This window comes from Dyella thiooxydans, assembly GCF_001641285.1.
Classification (GTDB): domain Bacteria; phylum Pseudomonadota; class Gammaproteobacteria; order Xanthomonadales; family Rhodanobacteraceae; genus Dyella_A; species Dyella_A thiooxydans.
Map to the genome: position 1 here is coordinate 4,055,492 of NZ_CP014841.1, position 14,412 is coordinate 4,069,903.

17 protein-coding genes are annotated in these 14,412 nt (G+C 69.6%); 14 read left to right on the plus strand and 3 right to left on the minus strand.

The features are described from left to right. Window positions 1-36 precede the first annotated feature (36 nt). The 3 genes from ATSB10_RS18115 to ATSB10_RS18125 are packed head-to-tail and all read left to right on the plus strand — an operon-like array spanning window position 37 to window position 2,655. Window positions 37-795 (plus strand): hypothetical protein, encoded by a 759-nt coding sequence (locus ATSB10_RS18115; protein WP_063674111.1) that lies wholly within the window; start codon window positions 37-39, stop codon window positions 793-795. Between the two features lie 40 nt (window positions 796-835). Beyond that, a complete protein-coding gene (locus tag ATSB10_RS18120) occupies window positions 836-1,744 on the plus strand; it encodes a glycosyltransferase family 2 protein (protein WP_236886456.1) in 909 nt (302 codons plus the stop codon). Then, window positions 1,741-2,655 carry a DMT family transporter gene (locus ATSB10_RS18125; protein WP_063674113.1) on the plus strand — a complete coding sequence of 305 codons (915 nt, stop codon included), beginning with the start codon at window positions 1,741-1,743 and terminating at the stop codon, window positions 2,653-2,655. Before ATSB10_RS18120 ends, ATSB10_RS18125 begins: the two co-directional genes overlap by 4 nt. 80 nt (window positions 2,656-2,735) lie before the next feature. Here the strand turns inward: ATSB10_RS18125 and aroB are convergent, their stop codons facing one another. Together aroB and ATSB10_RS18135 are read right to left on the minus strand one after the other, a co-directional pair. Continuing rightward, window positions 2,736-3,827, minus strand: coding sequence for a 3-dehydroquinate synthase (gene aroB / locus ATSB10_RS18130; RefSeq protein ID WP_063674114.1), 1,092 nt, complete (start codon window positions 3,825-3,827; stop codon window positions 2,736-2,738). Beyond that, entirely contained in the window at window positions 3,824-4,363 is a 540-nt protein-coding gene (locus ATSB10_RS18135) for a shikimate kinase (protein ID WP_063674115.1), read from the minus strand. Before ATSB10_RS18135 ends, aroB begins: the two co-directional genes overlap by 4 nt. Before the next feature lie 50 nt (window positions 4,364-4,413). Here ATSB10_RS18135 and ATSB10_RS18140 point away from each other — a divergent pair, with 50 nt between their 5' ends. Beyond that, a complete protein-coding gene (locus ATSB10_RS18140; protein WP_063674116.1) occupies window positions 4,414-5,262 on the plus strand; it encodes an NAD-dependent epimerase/dehydratase family protein in 849 nt (282 codons plus the stop codon). 42 nt (window positions 5,263-5,304) lie between these two features. Continuing rightward, window positions 5,305-5,649, plus strand: a complete 345-nt coding sequence (locus tag ATSB10_RS18145; RefSeq protein WP_063674117.1) for a YbjQ family protein — start codon at window positions 5,305-5,307, stop codon at window positions 5,647-5,649. Between the two features lie 17 nt (window positions 5,650-5,666). Here ATSB10_RS18145 and ATSB10_RS18150 read toward each other — a convergent pair whose 3' ends face one another. Then, window positions 5,667-6,497: a hypothetical protein gene (locus tag ATSB10_RS18150; protein ID WP_063674572.1), complete on the minus strand. Its 831-nt coding sequence runs from the start codon at window positions 6,495-6,497 to the stop codon at window positions 5,667-5,669. Between the two features lie 40 nt (window positions 6,498-6,537). Between ATSB10_RS18150 and pdxH the strand changes: the two genes are divergently transcribed. The 9 genes from pdxH to ATSB10_RS18195 all read left to right on the plus strand — a co-directional run bounded on the left by pdxH (window position 6,538) and on the right by ATSB10_RS18195 (window position 14,405). Further along, window positions 6,538-7,125: a pyridoxamine 5'-phosphate oxidase gene (gene pdxH / locus ATSB10_RS18155; RefSeq protein ID WP_063674118.1), complete on the plus strand. Its 588-nt coding sequence runs from the start codon at window positions 6,538-6,540 to the stop codon at window positions 7,123-7,125. A gap of 13 nt (window positions 7,126-7,138) precedes the next feature. Then, window positions 7,139-7,579 (plus strand): secondary thiamine-phosphate synthase enzyme YjbQ, encoded by a 441-nt coding sequence (locus ATSB10_RS18160; RefSeq protein ID WP_063674119.1) that lies wholly within the window; start codon window positions 7,139-7,141, stop codon window positions 7,577-7,579. Window positions 7,580-7,623: 44 nt separating this feature from the next. After that, window positions 7,624-8,451 (plus strand): ABC transporter substrate-binding protein, encoded by an 828-nt coding sequence (locus ATSB10_RS18165; protein WP_063674120.1) that lies wholly within the window; start codon window positions 7,624-7,626, stop codon window positions 8,449-8,451. Between the two features lie 56 nt (window positions 8,452-8,507). Next, entirely contained in the window at window positions 8,508-8,711 is a 204-nt protein-coding gene (hemP, locus tag ATSB10_RS18170; protein ID WP_083966290.1) for a hemin uptake protein HemP, read from the plus strand. A 105-nt stretch (window positions 8,712-8,816) separates the two neighbouring features. Continuing rightward, a complete protein-coding gene (locus ATSB10_RS18175; protein WP_063674121.1) occupies window positions 8,817-9,362 on the plus strand; it encodes a ChuX/HutX family heme-like substrate-binding protein in 546 nt (181 codons plus the stop codon). Window positions 9,363-9,544: 182 nt separating this feature from the next. Beyond that, window positions 9,545-10,816 carry an efflux RND transporter periplasmic adaptor subunit gene (locus ATSB10_RS18180; protein WP_063674122.1) on the plus strand — a complete coding sequence of 424 codons (1,272 nt, stop codon included), beginning with the start codon at window positions 9,545-9,547 and terminating at the stop codon, window positions 10,814-10,816. Window positions 10,817-10,998: 182 nt separating this feature from the next. After that, window positions 10,999-11,724 carry an ABC transporter ATP-binding protein gene (locus tag ATSB10_RS18185; protein ID WP_017464040.1) on the plus strand — a complete coding sequence of 242 codons (726 nt, stop codon included), beginning with the start codon at window positions 10,999-11,001 and terminating at the stop codon, window positions 11,722-11,724. 100 nt (window positions 11,725-11,824) lie between these two features. Then, window positions 11,825-13,141 carry an ABC transporter permease gene (locus ATSB10_RS18190; protein WP_063674123.1) on the plus strand — a complete coding sequence of 439 codons (1,317 nt, stop codon included), beginning with the start codon at window positions 11,825-11,827 and terminating at the stop codon, window positions 13,139-13,141. A gap of 10 nt (window positions 13,142-13,151) precedes the next feature. Continuing rightward, entirely contained in the window at window positions 13,152-14,405 is a 1,254-nt protein-coding gene (locus tag ATSB10_RS18195; RefSeq protein WP_063674124.1) for an ABC transporter permease, read from the plus strand. Window positions 14,406-14,412: the final 7 nt, after the last annotated feature.

Genomic DNA, 14,412 nt, shown 5'->3' on the forward strand with positions numbered 1-14,412 from the left:
TCTCCCTATGCCGTCGCGATCCGCGGCGGCTGAGCCATGCGCAGCCTCGCCCTGCGCCGCACCTGGCCATACGCGCTCTGGCTGATCGCGCTGGCGCTGGTGCCGTGGTGGCTGGGTCTGCCGCTGCTGCTCGGCATCGCCGCGGCACTGCTGGTGCGGGTGGAACGCCTGCATGCCTGGCAAGGACGTCTGCGGCTGTCGCTGCGCTGGGGCTTGCCCGGCGTATCGTTCGCGCTGGGTCACGCCTTCGCCGAGGCGGCGCTCGGCTGGACCGTGGCGGCGGTGGCCGCATTGGCGGGATTCACCCTGCTGGCCGGGCTCGAGGCCTGGCTGGATCGCCATCGCCGCGCGGAACGGGAGGCCGCCGCGACTCCGTCTGCCGGAGATGAATGGCCGGAGCGCGTGTTGGCGCCGCCGCCGGTGGGCAGCGGCATCATCGAGCTGGCGCCACCCGACTGGCATGCCTGCGCGGCAGGATCGCCGGCGTCGCCCGCGGGCCTGCCCGGCGGGCAAGTGCGTTACGTGCGGGAGGCGGGCTTTGCCGGTTTCCGCTTCGATGACGGCAGCCACGTCGAGGCGCCGCCCGGGCGCTGCGCGATCGACCCCGGCGGCGGCTGGCTGGCAGTGGAGATTCCGCCCGGCGTCCTGCTCTGGGATCGCCGGAGCGGGCGCGTGCACCGGCTGCGTCGGCGCGGCTTGTGCGGCTGGTATGCGGGCCATCCCTGGCTGCAGTCGAGCCCGGGCGAGATGCCGGTGCCGCTGGACGAGGCGCTGCGTCGCGAGCCGGATGACTGAGTCGTTTTCCAATCGCCGCCGCGCGCGCATACTTGTGCCGGTGAGCACCCCTTCTTCCCCTCCTGCGCTTGCCGCGGGCGTGCCCGACGTCAGTGTCATCGTGGTCTCGGCCGACAGTGGCCCGGGGCTGCACGAATGCGTGCGGCGCGCGCTGGCCTGCCCCGGCGTGCGCGAGGTGCTGCTGATCGACAACGGCTCGCGCGACGGGATGCCCGAGGCCATTGCCCGTGCGCACGAGCAGGACCTGCGCCTCACCCTGATCTACAACCACGCCAACCTCGGTTTCGGACCGGCGGTGAACCGCGCGGCGAAACGTTCGAGCGGACAGCGGCTGCTGATACTCAACCCGGATTGCCTGCTCGAGCCGGACACGGTATCGCGGCTGGTCGCCGCCTTCGACGCACAGTCGCGTACCGGCCTGGTCGGTGCGGTGGTCTGCGACGCGCAGGGCCATCCCGACCCGGCCTCGTACCGCTGCGACCCGCTGCTCGCGCGCTCGCTCAACACGATGCTGGATCGTCCCGGCGAGGGCGTGAACATCGAAGGGCCGATCCCCGACCACGCGGTCGAGGCGGAAGCCGTGTCCGGTGCGCTGATGCTGGTTTCGCGCCGCGTGTTCGAGTATCTCGGCGGTTTCGACGAAGGCTACTTCCTGCACTGCGAAGACCTGGACCTGTGTCGGCGGGTGCGCGATGCGGGCTACCGCGTGATGCTCGCCGGCGACGTGCGCGTGCTGCACGGCAAGGGCGGCTCCAGCCGCCACCGACCGGTGTTCGTCAGCCGCCACAAGCACCGCGGCATGTGGCGCTGGTTCCGCAAGTTCGATCCGGCCGCACGCAAGCCGCACGTGGCCGCGCTGGTCTGGTTGGGCATCTGGGCGCATTTCGCGCTCCAGGTGCCCGGGCAGCTGCTGCGCCGCCGGCGCAACTCCACCGCGGATTCCGCATGAGCACGTCCCCTGCGCGCACCGGCGCGCTCGCCACCCTGGCGCTGGTCGCGGTGACCGCGGTGTGGGGGTCCACCTTTTTCCTCATCAAGGATGTCGTGCAGCGCGTCGCGGTGGCCGATTTCCTGGCCGTGCGCTTCGTGGTGGCGGCGTTGGCGATGACGGTGATGTTCGCCCGGCCGCTGGCTCGGCTGCCGCGCCGGCAGTGGCTGCAGGGCATGGCGCTGGGTGCGCTGTACGGTTTCGCCCAGCTGCTGCAGACCACCGGCCAGATCTACGCCTCGGCCAGCGTCAGCGGCTTCGTCACCGGCATGTACGTGGTGTTCACCCCGCTGCTCGGCACCGTGCTGCTGCGCCAGCGCATGCCACCGGTCACCTGGATCGCGGTGCTGCTGGCTACCGGTGGGCTGGCGCTGCTGTCGCTGCAGGGCTTCAGCGTCAACAAGGGCGTGGTGCTGGTGCTGATTTCCGCGGTGTTGTACGGCCTGCACATCGTCGGGCTGGGCCAGTGGTCGCGGCCGGGCGATGCGTTCGCGCTGTCCACCGTCCAGATGCTGGCGATCGCCGTGGTGTGCCTACTGGCTACCCTGCCGCACGGGCCGAAGCTGCCGCCGGACCGTGGCGTGTGGATCGCGCTGATCTACATGGCGCTGGCCGCCGGCGCCGGCGCCATGCTGGTGCAGACCTGGGCGCAGGCGCATATGCCGGCCACCCGCGCGGCGATCGTGATGACGCTGGAGCCGGTGTTCGCCGCCGGCTTCGCGGTGGCGTTCGGCGGCGAATCGCTGAGCTGGCGCATGCTCGGCGGCGGCGCGCTGGTGCTGGCGGCGATGTACCTGGTCGAGCTGGCGCCACGACGCAGCGCGCGCAAGGCGGCAGCCATGCCGGCCGAGGCGATCCACCACGAGGTATGACGCTCTGTTGCAGGAGCGGACCCTGTGCGCGACCGGCGAGCCGCTTCGTAGCCACCTTTCATCGCCCGCAGGGTGGGTTCCTACACGGCGGCGTGCAGCACGCCGAGCACGGCATCCTCCGCCACGCCGCTGACGATCTCCGCGCGGCCGATACCGCGCCACAGGATCAGCCGCAGCGTGCCGGCGGTGTTCTTCTTGTCCAGCCGCATCAGCGCGAGCAACTGCTGCGGATCCATGCCCTCGGGGATGTCGGTGGGCAGGCCCAGGGCGTCGAGCAGGCGCTGCAGGCGCAGGGTGTCGTCCAGCGTGGCCATGCCGAGCTGCTGCGAGAGCTGTGCCGCCAGCACCATGCCGACCGCCACCGCCTCGCCGTGCAGCAGGGTGGTGTAACGGCCGGCGGTCTCCAGCGCGTGGCCGAAGGTGTGACCGAGGTTGAGCAGGGCGCGCTCGCCCTGTTCGGTCTCGTCGCGGGCGACCACGCCGGCCTTGTAGGCGACCTTGCGCGCGATCGCCTCGCTCACCGTCGCCGGATCGCGTGCCGCCAGTGCATCGGCGTGCGCTTCCAGCCAGGCGAAGAACTCCGCATCGCCGATCGCCGCGCCCTTCACCACCTCGGCCAGGCCGGCGCGGAACTCCCGCCCGGGCAGGGTGGCCAGGGTGTCGATGTCGGCGAACACGCCGCGCGGCTGGTGGAACGCACCGACCAGGTTCTTGCCGGCCGGCAGGTTCACGCCGGTCTTGCCGCCGACCGAGGAGTCGACCATCGCCAGCAGCGTGGTGGGCAGCTGGATGAAGTCGATGCCGCGCATCCAGCAGGCCGCGGTGAAGCCGGCCAGGTCGCCGACCACGCCGCCGCCCAGCGCGATGATGCAGGCGTCTCGGGTGGCACCGAGCTTCGCCAGCGCAGCCAGCGCGCGGCCGACGTTGTCGAAGGTCTTGTGGGCCTCGCCGTCCTCGATCAGGAAACTCGCCCAGTCGAGGCCCTCCAGCCCCTTCGCCACCGTGTCCAGATACAGCGGCGCCACCGTGGTGTTGCTGATCACCAGCACGTGGCGGCCGCGGATCGCGGTGCGCCAGGCGGCGCTGTCGGCGAGCAGGCCCGGGCCGATGCGCACCGCGTAGCTGCGGTGGCCGAGGGCGACGTCGATGGAGCGAGAGGCAAGGGCGTTCATGCGGCTCGGGTGCGGTTCCAGTGGTTGTCGATCAGGGCGATGGCGCGTTGGGTGGCCGCGTGCACGCTTTCGTGCTCGTCCGGCAGCACCAGGTCGGCCAGTTCGCGGTACAGCGGTTCGCGCGCCTCGCGCATCGCGGCAAGTTTCGCGCGGCGATCCTCGCCGGCCAGCAGCGGGCGCTTGGTGTCGCGGGCCAGTCGTTCGAGCTGCTGCTCGATGCCGGCTTGCAGCCACAGCACGTAGCCGCGTGCGGCCAGGCGCTGGCGATTGACCGGATCGAGCACCGCGCCGGCGCCGGTGGCCAGCACGATGCCTTGCGGCTGCGTGCACTGGTCGAGCATCTCGCTCTCGCGCCGGCGGAAGCCGGCCTCGCCTTCCAGCTCGAACACCGTGCTCACCGGCACGCCGCAGTGGCGCTCGATCTCGTGGTCGAGGTCGACGAAGGCGAGCTGGTAGTGTTCGGCGAGGCGCCGGCCGATCGAGGTCTTGCCGGCTCCGGTCGGTCCGACGATGAACAGGTTGCACGACGGATTCATGCGCGCATGCTAGCAGGGCCGATCCGGCGTCAGAGGGGAATTCCAGGGCCATGAGCGAGCGTGTGTTGCTGTCCGGATGCGGCGACCTGGGCATGCGTGTGGCCCGATGCCTGCAGGCCCGCGGCGACTCGGTTTTCGCGCTGCGCCGGCATCCGCCGGAAGGCGAGGCGGAGGGCATCGTCTGGCTGGCCGGCGACCTGACGCGTGACGACGGCCTGCCGCCGCTGCCGCCCGGCATCACGCAGCTGGTGCACCTGCCGACGCCCGGCGCGCGGACGGAGGCGGCGTACCGCGCCGTGTTCGTCGACGGCCTGCGCCGGGTGATGGCAGGACTGGATTCGGCGAGCCTGCGCCGTGTGCTGTTCGTCTCCTCCAGCGCGGTCCACGGCGACCACGACGGCGGCTGGGTCGACGAGGACACGCCGCCGGATCCGCCGGGTTTCAACGGCGCCGTGCTGCTCGAGGCCGAACGCTGGCTGGCTGGGCAGCCGGTGACGTCGATCGCATTGCGCCTGGCCGGACTCTATGGGCCGGGGCGCCTGCAGCTGCTCGATCGCCTGCGGGCCGGGGCGGCCCGCGCACCGCGCGGACACCCGCACTGGGCCAACCGCATCCATGTCGACGACGCGGCCGCCGCGATCGTCCACCTGCTCGCCGTGTCCGACCCGCAGCCGGTCTACCTCGGCGCCGACGACACGCCGCTGCCGCTGGACGTGCTGTACGACCATCTCACCACGCTGGTCGGCGCGCCGCCGCCGGCAGACGGCCCGGCACCGGCCGGCGTCGGCAGCAAGCGCCTGTCCAATGCGCGCCTGCGTGCCAGCGGCTGGGTGCCGCGCTGGCCGGATGCCCGCACCGGCTACGCAGCGTTGTGGGACGATGCCGAGCCGCGGTCTTGAACCGGTTGCCGTCGCGCAGCCACTTACCTCCAGGAGCCCGTCATGCCCACCCCGGTTTCCCGCCACATGGTCAGCACCACCAACGACGTTCCCGGTTATCGCTTGGTGCGCCCGCTCGGCATCGTGCGCGGCATCACGGTGCGCTCGCGCAGCATCGTCGGCAACGTCGGCGCGGCGCTGCAGACCCTGGTCGGCGGCAACATCACGCTCTACACCGAACTGTGCGAAAAGGCGCGTGTCGAGGCGTTCGAACTGATGCTCGACCACGCCGCGGCACTCGGTGCGAACGCCGTGATCGGCATGCGCTACGACGCCAACGAAGTGGCACAGGGCGTCACCGAGGTGCTGGCCTACGGCACCGCCGTGCAGGTCGAACCGGGCGGTTGAGATCGCGTGATCGGCCGTCAGTTGTGGTTGAGTCCGGTCACGTGGCGCTCGGTGTCGTATTCGACCCAGCTGTCGGCGAGGGTCGGCAGGGTGGCCAGGGCGTGGCGGCTGAGCCGCTCGAAGTGCGCCAGGAAACGCTGCATGGCTTCGCCACCCATCGCCAGCGGGGCATGGCGGGCGATCAGCAACTGCTCCTGCTCGCTGCGCCAGCGGCGCACCACGTCCCAGTTCGGCGCCTGCAGCACGATCAGCGCATCGAGCTTGCGCCACAGCGGCTGATAGCCGCGCAGCTGCTTGTTGACCCAGCGACGCCAGGCGCCGTCGGGATCCTCGGTGCGTTCCAGCTCGTTCACCGGTGCGGCCAGCGCGGCGACGGTCTGCGGACGGATGCCCAGCGCCCAGCCTTCCAGGATCACCAGCTTCGGAGGTCGCGTCACCTTCGGCCAGCGCGACGGCGGCAGGCGCGTGTCGCGGCCCTTGTCGAAGCGCGGGTAGGGCACGGGCAGTTTGTCCGACGCCTTGGGCAGGCCGGCAAGCACCGACATCAGCAGCTCGATCTCGTGCGTGCCCGGCACGCCGCGGGTGCGCAGCAGTGGGTGGATCTCGCGCGCCATGAGCTCGCGGTCCGAACGCGAATAGTAGAAGTCGTCCAGCGACAGCACTTCGGTGGGGATGCCGCGTGATTCGGCCTGCGTCTTGATGACGCGGGCCAGCGTGCTCTTGCCGCTGCCCTGCAGGCCGGACAGGCCCATCAGGTAGGTGCGTCGCGCCCGGGCGATGCGACCGGCGTAGTGGTCGAGCAGAAGCACGGCCAGCGCCTGATTCTGCGTGCTAGGATCGTTGTTCATCCGCGCCATGATGACGCGCCCCGGCCACGATTCAAGACCTATGCTCAATCGCGAGATTCTGGACACCTTCACGCAGCTGCTGGAGGAGGCCAAGGCCAGCGGCGACCGCGAGCCCACGGCCATGAACCTGGCCAGCGTGGATGCGGCGGGGCGGGTGAGCTCCCGCGTGGTGCTGCTGAAGGATGTGGAGGAGCGTGGTTTCCGCTTCTTCACCAACTACGACAGCGACAAGGGCAGCCAGATCGAGGCGCATCCGCAGGTGGCGCTCAACTTCCACTGGAAGGGGGTGCGCGAGGGCGTGCAGGTACGCATCGAGGGTGCGGCGCGCAAGCTGCTGCCGGAGGAATCCGACGCCTATTTCGCCACCCGGCCGCGCGGCAGCCAGGTCGGTGCCTGGGCCTCGCTGCAGTCGCAGACGCTGCCGGACCGCGAGACCTTCGAGCAGCGCGTGGCGCGCTACGAGCAGGAGTTCGAGGGGCGCGACGTGCCGCGCCCGCCGCACTGGGGCGGCTACGTGGTCGAGCCAGACATGGTCGAGTTCTGGTACGGCGCGCAGTTCCGGCTGCACGAGCGCGTGCGCTGGAGCCGCCACGGCCAGACCTGGACCCATCGCCTGCTGTATCCCTGAGGAGATCGCCGAGGTGCGTCGCCAGGCCGTCGACCATGTTGCCCAGGGCGGGTTCACCGTGCACACGCGCGGTCGCGGCTTCAGCGAGATCACCGACGAGGTGGCCAACGCGATCGCCGCCAGCGGCGTGCAGACCGGCCTGGCCCATGTGTTCACCGCACACACCAGCTGCTCGCTGCTGATCGGCGAGAACGCCGATCCGACCGTGCGCGAGGACCTGGAGCGATGGTTCGCCCGTGCGGTTCCCGATGGCGACCCGTTGTTCCGCCACGACGATGAGGGTCCGGACGACATGCCGGCCCACGTCCGCTCCATCCTCACCGGTGTCAGCCTGACCGTGCCGGTGCACGGCGGCCGCCTGGCGCTGGGCACCTGGCAGGGCCTGTACCTGTGGGAGCACCGTACCGATGCGCACCAGCGCAAGGTGCAGGTGACGGTGATCGGCGCCGGCTGAGCGCGCCGTTACCATGGGCGATTCCGTTCCAGTGATCGCCCACCATGACCGACGCCTTCCCGCAGCGCATCGTCTGCCTCACCGAAGAACCGACCGAAGTGCTCTACGCGCTGGGCGAGGAGCATCGCATCGTCGGCATCTCCGGGTTCACCGTGCGCCCGCCGCGCGCGCGCAGGGAAAAACCCAAGGTGTCGGCGTTCACCAGCGCGAAGATCGGCGAGATCCTCGCGCTCAAGCCCGATCTGGCGATCGGCTTCTCCGACATCCAGGCGGATATCGCGCGCGAGCTGATCAAGGCGGGCGTGGAGGTGTGGATCTCCAACCATCGCAGCGTCGACGGCATCGTCGCCTACATCCGCCGGCTCGGCGCGATGGTCGGTGCGGGCGACCGGGCCGAGGCCTACGCGCAACGCGCCGAGGCGCACATCGCCGCCGTGCGCGAGGCCGCTGCCGCGCTGCCGCGCCGGCCCAGGGTGTATTTCGAGGAATGGGACGAACCGCTGATCACCGGCATCCGCTGGGTCGCCGAGCTGATCAACATCGCCGGTGGCGACGACATTTTTCCCGAACTGGCGCGCGAGCCGCTGGCGAAGCAGCGCATCCTCGCCGACGGTGCGCCGGTGATCGCGCGGGCACCCGAGATCATCCTGGGCTCCTGGTGCGGCAAGCGCTTCCGGCCGGAGAAGGTCGCGGCGCGGCCGGGCTGGGCCGAGATTCCCGCGGTCCGCGACGGCGAACTGCACGAGGTGAAGTCGCCGATCATCCTGCAGCCGGGACCGGCCGCGCTGTTCGACGGGCTCGACGCGCTGCACCGGATCATCGCCGCTTGGGCCGCACGGGGGCCTGGCCGAAGGACCGGGGTGGCGCGTTGACTTGTAAATGAGAACGTTTATCATCTTGGCCGTAACCCCTTGTGGAGAAAGCCGTGATGAATCGACCCCTGCACATGACTCCGGCCGAGGCGACGGCCCGGCCCGTCGGCAGCCTGAGCCTGCCGCGGGCTGCGCGAGAGGTTCCCAGCGTGAGCAGCGACGCCCTGCTGCGGGGCGCCCGCGAGCTGGTGATCCGCCATCAGGGAGGCGAGTACCACCTGCGCCTGACCCGCAACGACAAGCTGATCCTCACCAAGTGATTCCCGGGGCGCTGGCTGCTGTCGCCGCGCCTTTCTCCCCACCCGGCCCACCGCCAGCACCGTCCCGCACGGTCAGCCAGGCCCCACCGCAATGGAGGCATGGTCATGCCGTTGCCGAGTGCGCGTTTCCTGGTCGCCGCAAACCCCGTCGAAACACCGCCCTGCTGGCTCTCCGCCGATCCGCGGCGCTTCGCCCGCGACCTGGCCGCCCTCGGACCGGTGTTCTGCGCCTGGACGGGACCGGCCGCCGGCCGGTCCGAAGGAGCGTCGGACATCGACCCGGGTAGCCCGGACGGGCTGGTGCTGGCGCATCCCGGGCTGCTCGCTCATGCCTGTGCCGTCACGATCGACGGACCACGCGAATGGATCACCGTGCACGATGGCGCAGGCGTGCCGCGATGTCGCCTGTACCTGCTGCCGGATACCGACTATCTCGCCTGGGACGCCTTGCTGGCCCATGCCGACGCGACCGCGGCACCCGCGGCGCGGCCGCGCTGGCGGCCACACCGCGGGCGTCGTCTGCGCTTCGAGGTGGCGTCGATCGGGTCATGGTCGCTGGTGTGCACCAGCACGGCGCTGCCGGACTGCGTGCTGAGTTGGCGGACGGTGCGCGAGCTGGTACGCACCGAGGGCGTGGCGCTGGTCGCCTGACCGCCGTGTCCGGGCTCTTGTCCGGTTGTCCGTCCGGGTGTCCGCGGACACCGTCCGGCAACGGCTGGGGTTCCTGTATATCGTTGTTATCGAGGCATTTTTAGGCGATATCCGGCGTTGGCACGGCCATTGCTCAAAGGTCTACGTGGCTGCACCTGTCCGCAGCCGTTGGGGACCGAGCGATGATCCGTGACACCTCCGCCCAAGACCGCCTGGTCGAGGTCAAATCCAACCGCAAGCGCCGGATGCTGCTGATCGGTGTGGGCGTCGCCGTGGTCGGCGTGCTGGCGCTGGCGATGCCCGGGGTGATGCGGATGTTCTCCGCCGACGCCTCGGTCAGCGCCTCGCGCCTGGCCTTCGCCACGGTGACCCGTGGCCCGTTCGTGCGCGACATCGCCGCCGAGGGCAAGGTGGTGGCGGCGAACAGCCCCACGCTCTACGCCACCTCGGGTGGTGCGGTGACGCTGAAGGTGCATGCCGGCGACACGGTGAAGAAGGGCCAGGTACTGGCGACCATCGTGAGCCCGGAGCTGACCAACAAGCTGGCGCAGGAGCAGTCCAACGCCGATGCGATGGAGGTCGACTACAAGCGCGCCCAGATCGATGCGAAAAAGCAGCGCGCGGCGCTGCAACAGGCCTACGACAATGCGCAGATCGACGCCCAGGCGGCCAAGCGCACGGTCGAACGCAACGAGGCCGCCTACGCCAAGGGCGCCGTGTCCAAGACCGATGTCGATACCGCCCACGACACGCTGGAGAAGGCCCAGATCGCCGAGCGCCATGCCAAGGCCAACCTCGGCCTGGACAACGACAGCCTGAACTTCAACATCGAATCGAAGAAGCTCGCCTATGAGCGGCAGAGCCTGCTGGTGCAGGACCTGCAGCGCCAGGTCGACGACCTCAACGTGAAGTCGCCGGTGGACGGCCAGGTCGGCCAGCTGTTCATCGCCGAGCGCGCCACCGTGGCCAAGGACGCGCAACTGCTCAGCGTGATCGACCTGACCGCGCTGCAGGTGGAGATGCAGGTGCCGGAGAGCTTCGCCCGCGACCTGGGCATCGGCATGCCCGGCGAAATCACCGGCAACGGCCAGACCTGGCACGGCAAGGTCAGCGCCATCTCGCCGGAAGTGGTCAATGGCGAGGTCGCCGCGCGGCTGGCCTTCGACGGCGCCACGCCCAAGCAGCTGCGCCAGAGCCAGCGCCTGTCGGTACGCGTGCTGCTGGACAAGCGCGACAACGTGTTGACCGTGCAGCGCGGCTCGTTCGTCGATGAGTCCGGCGGCAACTATGCCTACGTGGTGCGCGACGGTATCGCGGTGAAGACGCCGATCCGCGTGGGCGCCAGCAGCATCGACAAGGTGGAGATCCTCGACGGCCTGAAGGAAGGCGACAAGATCGTGATCTCCGGTACCGACAGCTTCAAGGGCGCCCAGCGCGTCGCCATCAGCAGTTGAGGGCGCGCGGGGAACGGGGAATGGAGAGTCTGGAAATCAGATCCGCCACCGCAGTTTGCCGTGACTGCCGGATGACGGAACCGCGAGGTGTTCTCCCCACATCGATCCACGCGGTATTCCCGACTCTCCATTCCCCGTTCCCCGCCACCACACTCCAGACCACCACCGAGTAAGGAAAAGCCATGCTCAAGATGACCCACCTGTCCAAGGTCTACCGCACCGAAGTGGTGGAGACCTACGCGCTGCGCGACTTCAACATCGACGTGAAGGAGGGCGAGTTCGTCGCCGTGACCGGCCCGTCCGGTTCGGGCAAGACCACCTTCCTCACCATCGCCGGCCTGCTGGAGACGTTCACCGGTGGCCAATACCACCTGGATGGCATCGAGGTGAGCCAGCTCGACGACAACGCGCGCTCGAAGATCCGCAACGAGAAGATCGGCTTCATCTTCCAGGCGTTCAACCTGATTCCCGACCTCAACGTGTTCGACAACGTCGAGGTGCCGCTGCGCTACCGCGGCATGAAGGCGCCCGAGCGCAAGGAGCGGATCATGGGCGCGCTGGAGCGCGTCGGTCTGGCCTCCCGTGCCAAGCACTATCCGGCGGAGCTGTCGGGCGGTCAGCAGCAGCGTGTGGCGATCGCCCGCGCGCTCGCCGGTTCGCCGCGGCTGCTGCTGGCGGACGAACCGACCGGCAACCTGGACACGCAGATGGCCCGCGGCGTGATGGAGCTGCTGGAGGAGATCCACCGCGAGGGCGCCACCATCGTGATGGTGACGCACGATCCGGAGCTGGCCGCACGCGCCCAGCGCAACGTGCACATCATCGACGGCCAGGTGGTCGACCTCGCCGAAGACCCGCGTTTCCACGCGCACGTCGTCGAGGCCCGCCAGGGGCAGGGACGCAGCTGAGCGTCTGCGGCGGCCACGGCCGCCGCGTCATGCAGGGGGAAGGTCCGCGGCAGCGATGCCGCGCGCCCCCGGTCGTGCAAGTCACCCCGAGGATCGGCTCATGTTTGCCTACTATTTCGAACTGGCGTTGCGAAGCCTCAAGCGCAGCCGCGGCCTGACCCTGCTGATGGTGCTGGCGATCGGCTTCGGCGTCGCCGCGTCGATGACCACCTATTCCGTATTCCGCGCGGTGTCGGGTGATCCGATCCCGTGGAAGTCGTCGAAGCTGTTCGTGCCGCAGATCGACATGTGGGGCCCGAAGGCGCGCGACCCGAACGGCGAACCACCGGACGCGATGGACTACACCGATGCCATGGCGCTGATGCGCGCGCACCGTGCCAGGTACCAGTCGGCGATGTACCAGATCTCGCCGTCGGTGGTCCCGGCCGATGCCAGCAAGCATCCGATCAACGTCAGCGGGCATGCGGTGTTCAGCGAGTTCTTCCCGATGGTCGACGTGCCGTTCAAGTACGGCGCCGGCTGGACCGCGGACGATGACACCCAGCGCTCCGCCGTGGTGGTGATCAGCAGCAAGCTCAACGACAAGCTGTTCGGTGGCGAAAACAGCGTCGGCCGCACGCTGGACATCGAAGGCAAGGACTACCGCGTGGTCGGCGTGACCGACCACTGGAACCCGCAGCCGCGCTTCTTCGACGTCGTCAATACCGGCGGCTTCACCGACGGCGCCGAGGACGTGTTCCTGCCGTTCAACCGCGCCATCGACGTGGGTATGCCGAACAACGGCAACACCAACTGCAACGAAGTGCCGAAGGAGTCCGGCTTCGTCGGCCTGCAGCATTCCAGCTGCGTGTGGATGGCCTACATGGTGCAGCTGGACGATGCCGCGGCGGTGCAGGCCTATCGCGAGTACCTCGACGGCTATGCGCGGGACCAGCAGAAGGCCGGGCGCTTCGGCTGGGCCCCCAACAATCGCCTGCGCGACGTGCCGGCCTGGCTTGACGCCGAGCATGTGGTGCCCAGCGACACCAAGGTCTCGCTGCTGGTCGCCCTGGGGCTGCTGGTGGTCTGCCTGGTCAACACCGCCGGCCTGCTGCTGGCCAAGTTCCTGCGTCGCAGCAGCGAGATCGGCGTGCGCCGCGCCCTGGGCGCGCAGCGCAGCGCGATCTACGCGCAGTTCCTCACCGAGGCCGCGATCGTCGGCCTGGCCGGCGGCGTGCTGGGACTGCTGCTGACCGGTGTCGGCGTGGCCAGCGTGGGCTGGGTGATGCCCAAGGACATCGCCTCGCTGGCGCGGCTGGATGTCTCGCTGCTGGCCATCACCCTGCTCGTGGCCGTGGTCGCCACGATGCTTGCCGGTCTCTATCCCACCTTCCGGGCCTCGCGCGTGCAGCCCGCCTGGCAGCTGAAGTCGAACTGAGGATCACGCCATGAAGCTCCATCCCATGATCGCGGCCCTGCGCCGGCACAAGGCGGGCGTGGTGCTGATCGCCCTGCAGATCGCACTGACCCTGGCCATTGTCTGCAACGCGGTGTTCATCATCGGTCAGCGCATCGAGCGCGTGAACCGGCCCACCGGCCTGGTGGAAGACAACCTGATGCTGGTCACCCAGAGCTGGGTCGGCGCACCCAGCGGCGACCAGCCCGGAGACGTGGAGAAGCTCGACAGCCTGCTGCAGGCCGACCTCGCCGCACTGCGCGCGATGCCGGATGTGGAATCGGTAGTGCCGATCAACTCGCTGCCGCTGCTCAACTCGTCGTGGACCGGCTCAGTGGCGCTCAAGCCCGGCAGCGACCTGCGCGCGGGCAACGCGCGCAGCGTCTACTACTTCGGCGACGAGCACCTGCTCAAGACGCTGGGCCTGAAGCTGGTGGCCGGGCGCGGCTTCACCGCGGCCGACGTGCGCAACCGCGGCTTCCGCGACAGCGGCACGCCGGCGGTGATCATCGTGACCAAGGCGCTGGCCGACAAGCTGTATCCGAAGGGCGACGCGCTGGGCAAGGCGATCTACCTGGACGGCGGCAGCTCTCCCAGCACCATCATCGGCGAGGTGGAGCGCCTGCAGGCTCCGTCCACGGGCAGCTGGGTCAACGGTTTCCTCTGGAACGCGACGATCGAGCCGTTCCGCCTGAACGCCAACTTCTCGCGCTACGCGATCCGCACCAGGCCGGGGCGGCTGCAGGCGGTGATGCACGCGGTGCCCGACGTGCTGTACGGGGTGAGCCGCATGCGCGTGCTCGACGACGACAGCGTCAAGTCGTTCGCGCAGATCCGCCAGGAGGCCTACCGCTCCGACGTCGGCATGGCGATTCTGATGGGCGTGGTCTGCCTGATCCTGCTGGGCGTGACCGCCGCTGGCATCGTCGGCCTGACCAGCTTCTGGGTCGGCCAGCGGCATCGGCAGATCGGCGTGCGCCGCGCGCTGGGCGCACGCAAGATCGACATCCTGCACTACTTCCAGATGGAGAACCTGCTGATCTCCGGCGCCGGCGCGCTGATCGGGCTGGGGCTGGCCATCGGTCTGAACATGCTGCTCATGAAGCATTTCGAGATGGACCGTCTGCCGGTGCTCTACGTGCTGGCCGGCATCGTGGTGGTGATGGCACTGGGCCAGGGCGCGGTGTTCGTGCCGGCGCGGCGCGCCTCCAACGTGCCGCCGGTGGTGGCGACGCGGTCGGTCTAGGCCGGGC

What these genes read in the sequence shown, in the direction of transcription:
- ATSB10_RS18115 (WP_063674111.1), top strand. Translation starts at nt 37, where the DNA reads ATGCGCAGCCTCGCCCTGCGCCGCACCTGGCCATACGCGCTCTGGCTG.
- ATSB10_RS18125 (WP_063674113.1), top strand. Translation starts at nt 1,741, where the DNA reads ATGAGCACGTCCCCTGCGCGCACCGGCGCGCTCGCCACCCTGGCGCTG.
- aroB (WP_063674114.1), bottom strand. Translation starts at nt 3,827, where the DNA reads ATGAACGCCCTTGCCTCTCGCTCCATCGACGTCGCCCTCGGCCACCGC.
- ATSB10_RS18135 (WP_063674115.1), bottom strand. Translation starts at nt 4,363, where the DNA reads ATGAATCCGTCGTGCAACCTGTTCATCGTCGGACCGACCGGAGCCGGC.
- ATSB10_RS18140 (WP_063674116.1), top strand. Translation starts at nt 4,414, where the DNA reads ATGAGCGAGCGTGTGTTGCTGTCCGGATGCGGCGACCTGGGCATGCGT.
- ATSB10_RS18145 (WP_063674117.1), top strand. Translation starts at nt 5,305, where the DNA reads ATGCCCACCCCGGTTTCCCGCCACATGGTCAGCACCACCAACGACGTT.
- ATSB10_RS18150 (WP_063674572.1), bottom strand. Translation starts at nt 6,497, where the DNA reads ATGAACAACGATCCTAGCACGCAGAATCAGGCGCTGGCCGTGCTTCTG.
- pdxH (WP_063674118.1), top strand. Translation starts at nt 6,538, where the DNA reads ATGCTCAATCGCGAGATTCTGGACACCTTCACGCAGCTGCTGGAGGAG.
- ATSB10_RS18165 (WP_063674120.1), top strand. Translation starts at nt 7,624, where the DNA reads ATGACCGACGCCTTCCCGCAGCGCATCGTCTGCCTCACCGAAGAACCG.
- hemP (WP_083966290.1), top strand. Translation starts at nt 8,508, where the DNA reads ATGAATCGACCCCTGCACATGACTCCGGCCGAGGCGACGGCCCGGCCC.
- ATSB10_RS18175 (WP_063674121.1), top strand. Translation starts at nt 8,817, where the DNA reads ATGCCGTTGCCGAGTGCGCGTTTCCTGGTCGCCGCAAACCCCGTCGAA.
- ATSB10_RS18180 (WP_063674122.1), top strand. Translation starts at nt 9,545, where the DNA reads ATGATCCGTGACACCTCCGCCCAAGACCGCCTGGTCGAGGTCAAATCC.
- ATSB10_RS18185 (WP_017464040.1), top strand. Translation starts at nt 10,999, where the DNA reads ATGCTCAAGATGACCCACCTGTCCAAGGTCTACCGCACCGAAGTGGTG.
- ATSB10_RS18190 (WP_063674123.1), top strand. Translation starts at nt 11,825, where the DNA reads ATGTTTGCCTACTATTTCGAACTGGCGTTGCGAAGCCTCAAGCGCAGC.
- ATSB10_RS18195 (WP_063674124.1), top strand. Translation starts at nt 13,152, where the DNA reads ATGAAGCTCCATCCCATGATCGCGGCCCTGCGCCGGCACAAGGCGGGC.